Below are 6,806 nucleotides of genomic sequence, written 5' to 3' on the forward strand. Positions count from 1 at the left end.
CAAAATGCGTTGTAAAACTAAATATATTCATCTAACTAATTAAATTATAAGTAAATATACGAAATTATGTGTAATTACGGATATTCATAATTTTTAATTACGTAAATGAAATTTTTTTTGATAATAAAATTGTATAAAAGAAACTGCAGATAACATTGTAACCGTTGCACAACTCCCTATTTCTGATAAAATATCATGATCAACTATAAAAAACGACCTCTTTTAAAGCGATTTGAGAGAGGTTTTTGTTTGGATAGAAAAAGGCAGCAGTGATAGATTTTGTCATGATTTTTGGTCAAAAATACGCGCCAAAATCTTTGTGGGTTAGGTGGTTTATTTTACCCTCGGTTGGCACCGGAGGTTATTGACAGGGCACACCTACGGTGTGCGGTGTTGCGGGTGTCTGTGATAGTCTACACAGATGACATTCCTAAGGAATGTGTAGGGTAATGATAGTATGATTAAAAGTCTACGTATAACAACCAGGTTTTAGCTTCGCTCCGTTCGGTAGAGCCTCGGGTCGTTGGGCTTTAAAGACAAAGAATGAAAAGCCTGTTGAACTGATAAAATCAAAGCTAGTAAATCCTGACGGTGTTGGGATTTTTTTGTAGGCAGAAGATGGTTGGGGAGAGGGATTTTGTCACGATTTTGGTCAAATAGATACGCCAAAATTTTGGGGTTGGGTGTTTCTTTTTACACCGCTTGGCACCGGGGGCTATTAACAGGGCACACCTACGGCGTGCTGTCGATTGGGATTTTTTTGAGGATTATGGATAACCGTAATGAGGATTGAGAGGGATTGGGTATATTTGGGTGTTAGGCGAGATGGTGCAAAATAGCTTTCCCTAAAAATAGATTGTTTAATTATAAATCTTATTATGCATAGTTTTTCAGAATTGATTTTACGAAGTAGTGCTTTTTTGCAAAACACACTTGAAGAAATAGAAAATAAAATTCTTAAAGAATTAGAAACAAGTGGAGCAACAAATCACGTCAAAAATTTGCAGATGATTAATTTGCAAAAGACATTTTTCTTTATTGGTGTTTTTTCCTATTATGAAGCTCTACTGCAAGAAAGGTTAGAATGTAAAAATGGATTTGAAGAAACTAAAAATATTTTAAAAGAAAATAACGAAAATGAATTGCTTGAAAACTTCATAGAACTGCAATTAATTGTCAACGTTTTGAAACACGGAAAAGGTCGAAGTTACGATCAACTTTTTGAAAAGTCAGATAGAAAAATTAATATAAAAATCAAGGCAATTGATGAAGCATTTTTTGATGAAGGAAATATAGATGAAATAAGTTCATTGATTGAGGTCAATAATGAGTTTATAGAACAAAGCATAAAAATTATAAACGACGTTTCATTTAAAATACAAAAATATAGGTCGGATATCTTTATATAAAAATTACGCTTAATGAACGATTTTATTTTTCACTACACTTCTCTTGATACTCTAGCAATAATATTAAAAAACAAAAACATCAGATTTAATAGTCTAAAAAATGTAGATGATGTTAATGAAACTGAATTTTCAGATGAAAATAATATTAATTTGTCATCACATACATTAATATCATGCTGGACTAAAAATGAGGAAGAAAACTTAGCATTTTGGAATATGTACACTCCAAATATGCAGGGAGTAAGGATCAAACTACCAAGAGATATTTTCGAAGTTTATAATTTTAAAACTACGAATGATTTTTATGTTCGCGAAAATCAAAATATTATGAATTCATTAGTTCCTGAAAGCGAATGTTTTAATGATAAATATTGGATATTGCCTTTTAAAAATCATTTTTTGGAAGTTGAATATACTGATGATGAGTCATTTCTCAAGCCTAAACTTTTTAATCTTGATGGTGAACAATATAAATTTGAAACAGGTATAATTGGAAAATACAAATCTAGAATTTGGGAATTTCAAAAGGAAGTCAGATTTAAGCTAATCGTTCTTCCAACTCAAGATTTAAATAACAATAGAATCAATCCATTTAATGATTTTGTCAGAATAATGTACGAAAATATTCCAGCACCAATAGAAAATTATTATTTACCAATTAAACAGAATGCATTTGAGAAAATGGAAATCACTTTAGGTCCAAAATGCAATCTTTCGCAAGAAATAATTGTAGAATCGCTTATTGAAAAATATAATCCAAATGCAAAAATGATAAAAAATAAATATCAAGGTTTAATTAGATAAATATTACTGCAGGTAATAACAAGATTTTCGTTGGCCCAGAAAAGTTTAGAATAAAAACACTTGTTGTATAAAGAAGCCAAGCATAATATCCTGACGATGTTGGAATTTTTTGTTTTTAAGGAAAACCGTAAGGAAGATTTATAAGTGTTTGGGTATATTTGGGGTTAAGTGCAATATTTATCCAACATTATGCTAAATACATCTGAAGAATTAAAATCCATATTACTAACGGTAAAACAACTTTTAAAAGCTGATGATGAAAATCAACTTTTTGAAATTTTGAATTCTTCCGATATTGGAATAGAAGAATCTGGTTATGACAATTGGAATGGTGGAATATATTTTTATACAATATTTTTAAAAATTGGAGTTGCAAATTTTGTCAAAATTAGAAATGAAATTGAAAAAATTGAGTCCGATTTGTTAGAACGATTTGAAGTTGCTACAAGACACTATGAAAGTGAAAATATTTCTAATGTGAGAATTATTCCTATTGCAGAAAATAAAGTAGAATGGGATAATATTGCTGGATTAAATACAAAAGAAAATCTTTTAAAAGATATTGATTTTTTAAATAATACAATGATTTCAGTATCAACAGGTGGTCAAAGAATACAGGAAGTTGATGAAGAATATAAAAGAAAATTCTCTTCTGTAAATAAAACACTGGAAAGACTAAATATTCAAAATCCAAATCCATTTGCAGATTTGTGGGCTTGGTATGGAAAGTGGAGTTCAGAATTTAAAACTTATCAAGAAAGAAGAACTTTTATTAGAGAACTTTATTCTTCACTACAACAGATTTTAGCAGAAACAGAACAACCTAAATTAATTGCAGTTACTGTTGATTTAAGAGGCTGGGAAAGAATTGAAAGATCATTGATTCAAATAAATTTGAAACACAAAGAAGCTAGTACAGAAGAACAGTTCCAAATCGTTGGATTATTATGTAGAGAAACTATAATTACATTAGCTCAAGCTGTTTATAATCCCGAAAAGCACCCTTCACTTGATGAAACAACAATTAGTAAAACTGATGCAAAAAGAATGTTAGAATCATATATTGCAGTTGAACTTTCTGGATCTTCTAATGAAAAATTACGAAAGTATGCTAAATCAACTTTAGATTTGGCTAATGAATTAACTCATAAACGAACTGCAACAAAAAGAGATTCTTCATTGTGTTCTGTTGCGACAATTTCACTTGTAAACTTTATTGGAACAATTGAAGGTAGAATCTAAAAATACTGCAGATAATAACCAGTTTTTCGTTGGGCTTGGAAAGCCCACAATGAAAACCTGGATAGAATAAAAGAAACCAATCGTAAAATCCTAACGAGTTGGGATTTTTTATAGATTATGGTTTCCCGTAAAGAAGTATTGTGGGGATTGGGTATATTTGGGTGTTAGTGGGCAAGCGTATCTAACCAACCAACACAACAACCTTAAATCAACAAAAAGAACTAAAAAATATGGCAGATTTACACGTAAGTAAAAAGACAGTTGGAAAATTATTCAGTGAAATGCAAAATAGAAAATTTGTAATTCCTGACTACCAAAGACCTTATAAATGGAACATCGAAAAGTGCGAAACTCTTTGGAATGATATTGAAAATTTTGCCCAAACAGACGCTAAAAATGGTGCAGATTATTTTTTAGGTACAATCGTTTCTTATGTAAATGAAGACAAAAACCAAGAAATAATTGACGGACAACAGCGTATTACTTCTTTTATGTTATTGTTAAGGTCATTTTTCAAGAAACTTGATGATATGGTTGAAGATGAAGATGTAATTGGTTTGAAAAACCAACTCGCACCTTGCATTTGGGACATTAATCCAATTTCTCAAAAGGTAACTGACAAAACAAAAATTCATATTGTTTCCGAAGTAGCAACCGAAGAAGACAACGAAACTTTTCATAAAATTTTACAAACAGGGATTGTTTTACAAGATAGAACAGACAATTATTCAAGAAACTATAAGTTTTTCAAAGAAAAATGTGATGAATATGCTACGCTTAATCCAATGCAATGGAAAGAGCTTTGTGTTACAATTTTACAAAAATGTATTATTCTACCAATAGAATGTGATGCACAAGACACAGCATTAACAATCTTCTCAACACTTAACGATAGAGGAATGCCATTAGCTGACTCTGATATATTTAAAGCACAGATTTATCGTAATTGCAACACAGAAGATAAGAGAAAAGAATTTACAGAAACTTGGAAAGAACTAACTCAAATTTGCAAACAAGGTAATTTTTCAATTGATGATATTTTTCGTTATTACACTCATATTTTGAGAGCAAGAAAAGGCGATAAAACCAAAGAAGTTGGTTTACGTAAATTTTATGCTGACAATAAATATGAACGCTTGAAAGACACAAATCTAATTAGTGAACTAATGGAGTTGGCGTACTTTTGGAGGTTTATCAATACTGAAACCGAACCAGAAATTGATTACACATATTCAATCTCTACAAAAGCAAAAATACATTTACATTGTTTAAGTTGTTATCCGAATGAATTTTGGAAATATGCCACGAGTGTATTTTTCATGAAAAACAAAGACAGTCAAACTTTTGAAACTGACTTTGAAAATATGTTGCAAAAATTAATTGCTTTTTTATTTGCAAAATTTATTGACCAACCTTCTGTAAACGCAATTAAAGACGATATTTACAATTCTTGTATTTCATTAAACACAAACAATGAACTTCAATATAAATTTTCACTTAACGAAGAGCTTTTGAACCAACAAATTGATGGACATTCTTCATCAAGAATTTCAAGAGCATTACTTTTACTTTATGCTTACTTAAATCCTAATCAAACTGAACTTATTCCAAGTACATTTGATATTGAACATATTTTTCCTAAAAAATGGCAAGACACAAATTACAACGGTTGGACAAAAACTGATGCAGATTTGTGTTTAGACAGATTTGGGAACAAGACTGTATTTGAAAAGAAATTAAACATACAAGCAGGAAACGGTTACTTTGGAATTAAAAAACAGAAATATAGAGTATCAAGTATCGCAACAGTTACAGACCTTTCAAACTATCCAAATAATGATTGGATAAAGACAGACATTGAGAACAGAGAAACAGAATTTAAAAACGCTTTAATGGTCTATTTCAGAACTAATTTAGCGAACAACTAAAACGCCAGCCACTAATTACCAGGTTTTCGTTGGGCTGGAAAGCCAACAATGAAAACCCGGGTGGTATAAAAGAACCCAAGTAAAATCCTAACTAGAGTTGGGATTTTTGTGGATGATGGGAAACCGTAAGGCAAACAAAAAAGAATTAGTAATTTGGTTGTTGGAAAAACAGAAGTTGTATTTGACAGAGCTTGAACTTCCCGTTCAATTCAGCCCGCCTCCGCCGACACTTTTTCCTTTAGCTGCAATGTTACCAAAAAAAACCAAAAATGAAATATTTTACAATCTTACTGGTTCTTCTTTTTATGAGCTGTAATTCAAATAAAAAAATCAGTGAAAACAAAAGAAACAAAATAATATCCGAATTGGATTATATTGAGAAAATTGACCAAAAATATGCTGGAATCCCTTCTGAAGATCTATTTAAAAAATATGGACAACAAAAAGCATGGGAATTTTTTTTAGCAAAGAGAGATAGTGTGAGTAATGATAACCAATCAAGAATAAAAAAACTATTTTACAAATATGGTTATTTAGGATTTAATGAAGTTGGAAAAGACAACACAACAAAATTCTGGCTTCCAATTCAACACGCAGATAATGACATTGAGTTTCAGAAACAGATGTTGCAAGAGCTTAAGAAACAAATTGAAATTAAAAATGCAAAAAGAAATGAATATGCAATGTTGGAGGATCGAGTTGCAGTAAATACAAATCAAAAGCAAAGATTTGGCTCTCAGGTTACATATAATTCAAATGGTCAGGCAGTTCCTCGCAATGGCTTAATTGATACTTTAAATATAGAAAAATTAAGAGCGGGATATGATTTACCAACATTCAAAGATTATTACAATAATATGACAATAATGCACTTTGAAATGAATAAAGAAGTTTTAAAAAAACAAGGAATTACAGAACCTATGCTGTACAAATAACAACACCGCAGCTAACTAAACTTTAGCGTCACTCCCTTCCGCGGAGCCGTTGATATATATAATCCTGACAAACGTTGGGATTTTTTTATGTGTGATAGTAAAACATTAGAAAATTAATTAGTCGTTCCTTAACAAAACCCACTATTTAGTCATTCCTTAAAATAAATACAACGATTTGATATTCAATATTTTATTATCAAATTTCGCTTAAAAATGTTGTATAAAATTGCAGAAAATCGTATTTTTAGGGTATAAAAAGTGGCAAAATGTTAGGAAAAATAAAACAGGATTTACAGCAAAATTTATTCAAGACCAGACTTACCGAGCTTATTAATATGGATCATCCACTTGTAAAATTAGCGCATGAGATTTCTTGGGATAAAATAGAAGCTGAGTTCGAGGGTTTATTTTCAAAAGAAGGAAGACCCTCTATTGCGGTTCGCAAAATAGCAGGAATGCTTTTGCTCAAGGAAATGTTTAAAGAAAGT

The 6,806-nt window shown here is 30.6% G+C and carries 5 protein-coding genes and 1 pseudogene; all 6 read left to right on the top strand.

The annotated features are described in order from the left end of the window. Positions 1-878 precede the first annotated feature (878 nt). Complete coding sequence (locus B0B05_RS15760) at positions 879-1,409, top strand: hypothetical protein (RefSeq protein ID WP_076784537.1); 531 nt, start codon at positions 879-881, stop codon at positions 1,407-1,409. A 12-nt stretch (positions 1,410-1,421) separates the two neighbouring features. Beyond that, on the top strand, positions 1,422-2,213 hold the full coding sequence (locus B0B05_RS15765; RefSeq protein ID WP_076784538.1) for a DUF2971 domain-containing protein: 792 nt from the start codon (positions 1,422-1,424) through the stop codon (positions 2,211-2,213). Positions 2,214-2,402: 189 nt separating this feature from the next. Next, positions 2,403-3,455, top strand: a complete 1,053-nt coding sequence (locus B0B05_RS15770) for a hypothetical protein (protein WP_076784539.1) — start codon at positions 2,403-2,405, stop codon at positions 3,453-3,455. Between the two features lie 230 nt (positions 3,456-3,685). Then, the gene (locus B0B05_RS15775; RefSeq protein ID WP_076784540.1) at positions 3,686-5,383 is read left to right on the top strand and encodes a DUF262 domain-containing protein; all 1,698 of its coding nucleotides are present in this window, start codon (positions 3,686-3,688) and stop codon (positions 5,381-5,383) included. A gap of 269 nt (positions 5,384-5,652) precedes the next feature. After that, positions 5,653-6,318 carry a DUF6624 domain-containing protein gene (locus B0B05_RS15785; protein ID WP_143746061.1) on the top strand — a complete coding sequence of 222 codons (666 nt, stop codon included), beginning with the start codon at positions 5,653-5,655 and terminating at the stop codon, positions 6,316-6,318. A 266-nt stretch (positions 6,319-6,584) separates the two neighbouring features. Beyond that, positions 6,585-6,806: pseudogene (locus B0B05_RS15790) on the top strand (IS5/IS1182 family transposase); the annotation flags it as partial.

Origin of the sequence: Epilithonimonas bovis DSM 19482 (assembly GCF_900108115.1) — a bacterium.
In the GTDB taxonomy this organism is placed as follows: Bacteria; Bacteroidota; Bacteroidia; order Flavobacteriales; family Weeksellaceae; genus Epilithonimonas; species Epilithonimonas bovis.

Bases quoted from the DNA above. Each gene is read 5' to 3' on its own strand.
- B0B05_RS15760 (WP_076784537.1), top strand. From the start codon at position 879: ATGCATAGTTTTTCAGAATTGATTTTACGAAGTAGTGCTTTTTTGCAA.
- B0B05_RS15765 (WP_076784538.1), top strand. From the start codon at position 1,422: ATGAACGATTTTATTTTTCACTACACTTCTCTTGATACTCTAGCAATA.
- B0B05_RS15770 (WP_076784539.1), top strand. From the start codon at position 2,403: ATGCTAAATACATCTGAAGAATTAAAATCCATATTACTAACGGTAAAA.
- B0B05_RS15775 (WP_076784540.1), top strand. From the start codon at position 3,686: ATGGCAGATTTACACGTAAGTAAAAAGACAGTTGGAAAATTATTCAGT.
- B0B05_RS15785 (WP_143746061.1), top strand. From the start codon at position 5,653: ATGAAATATTTTACAATCTTACTGGTTCTTCTTTTTATGAGCTGTAAT.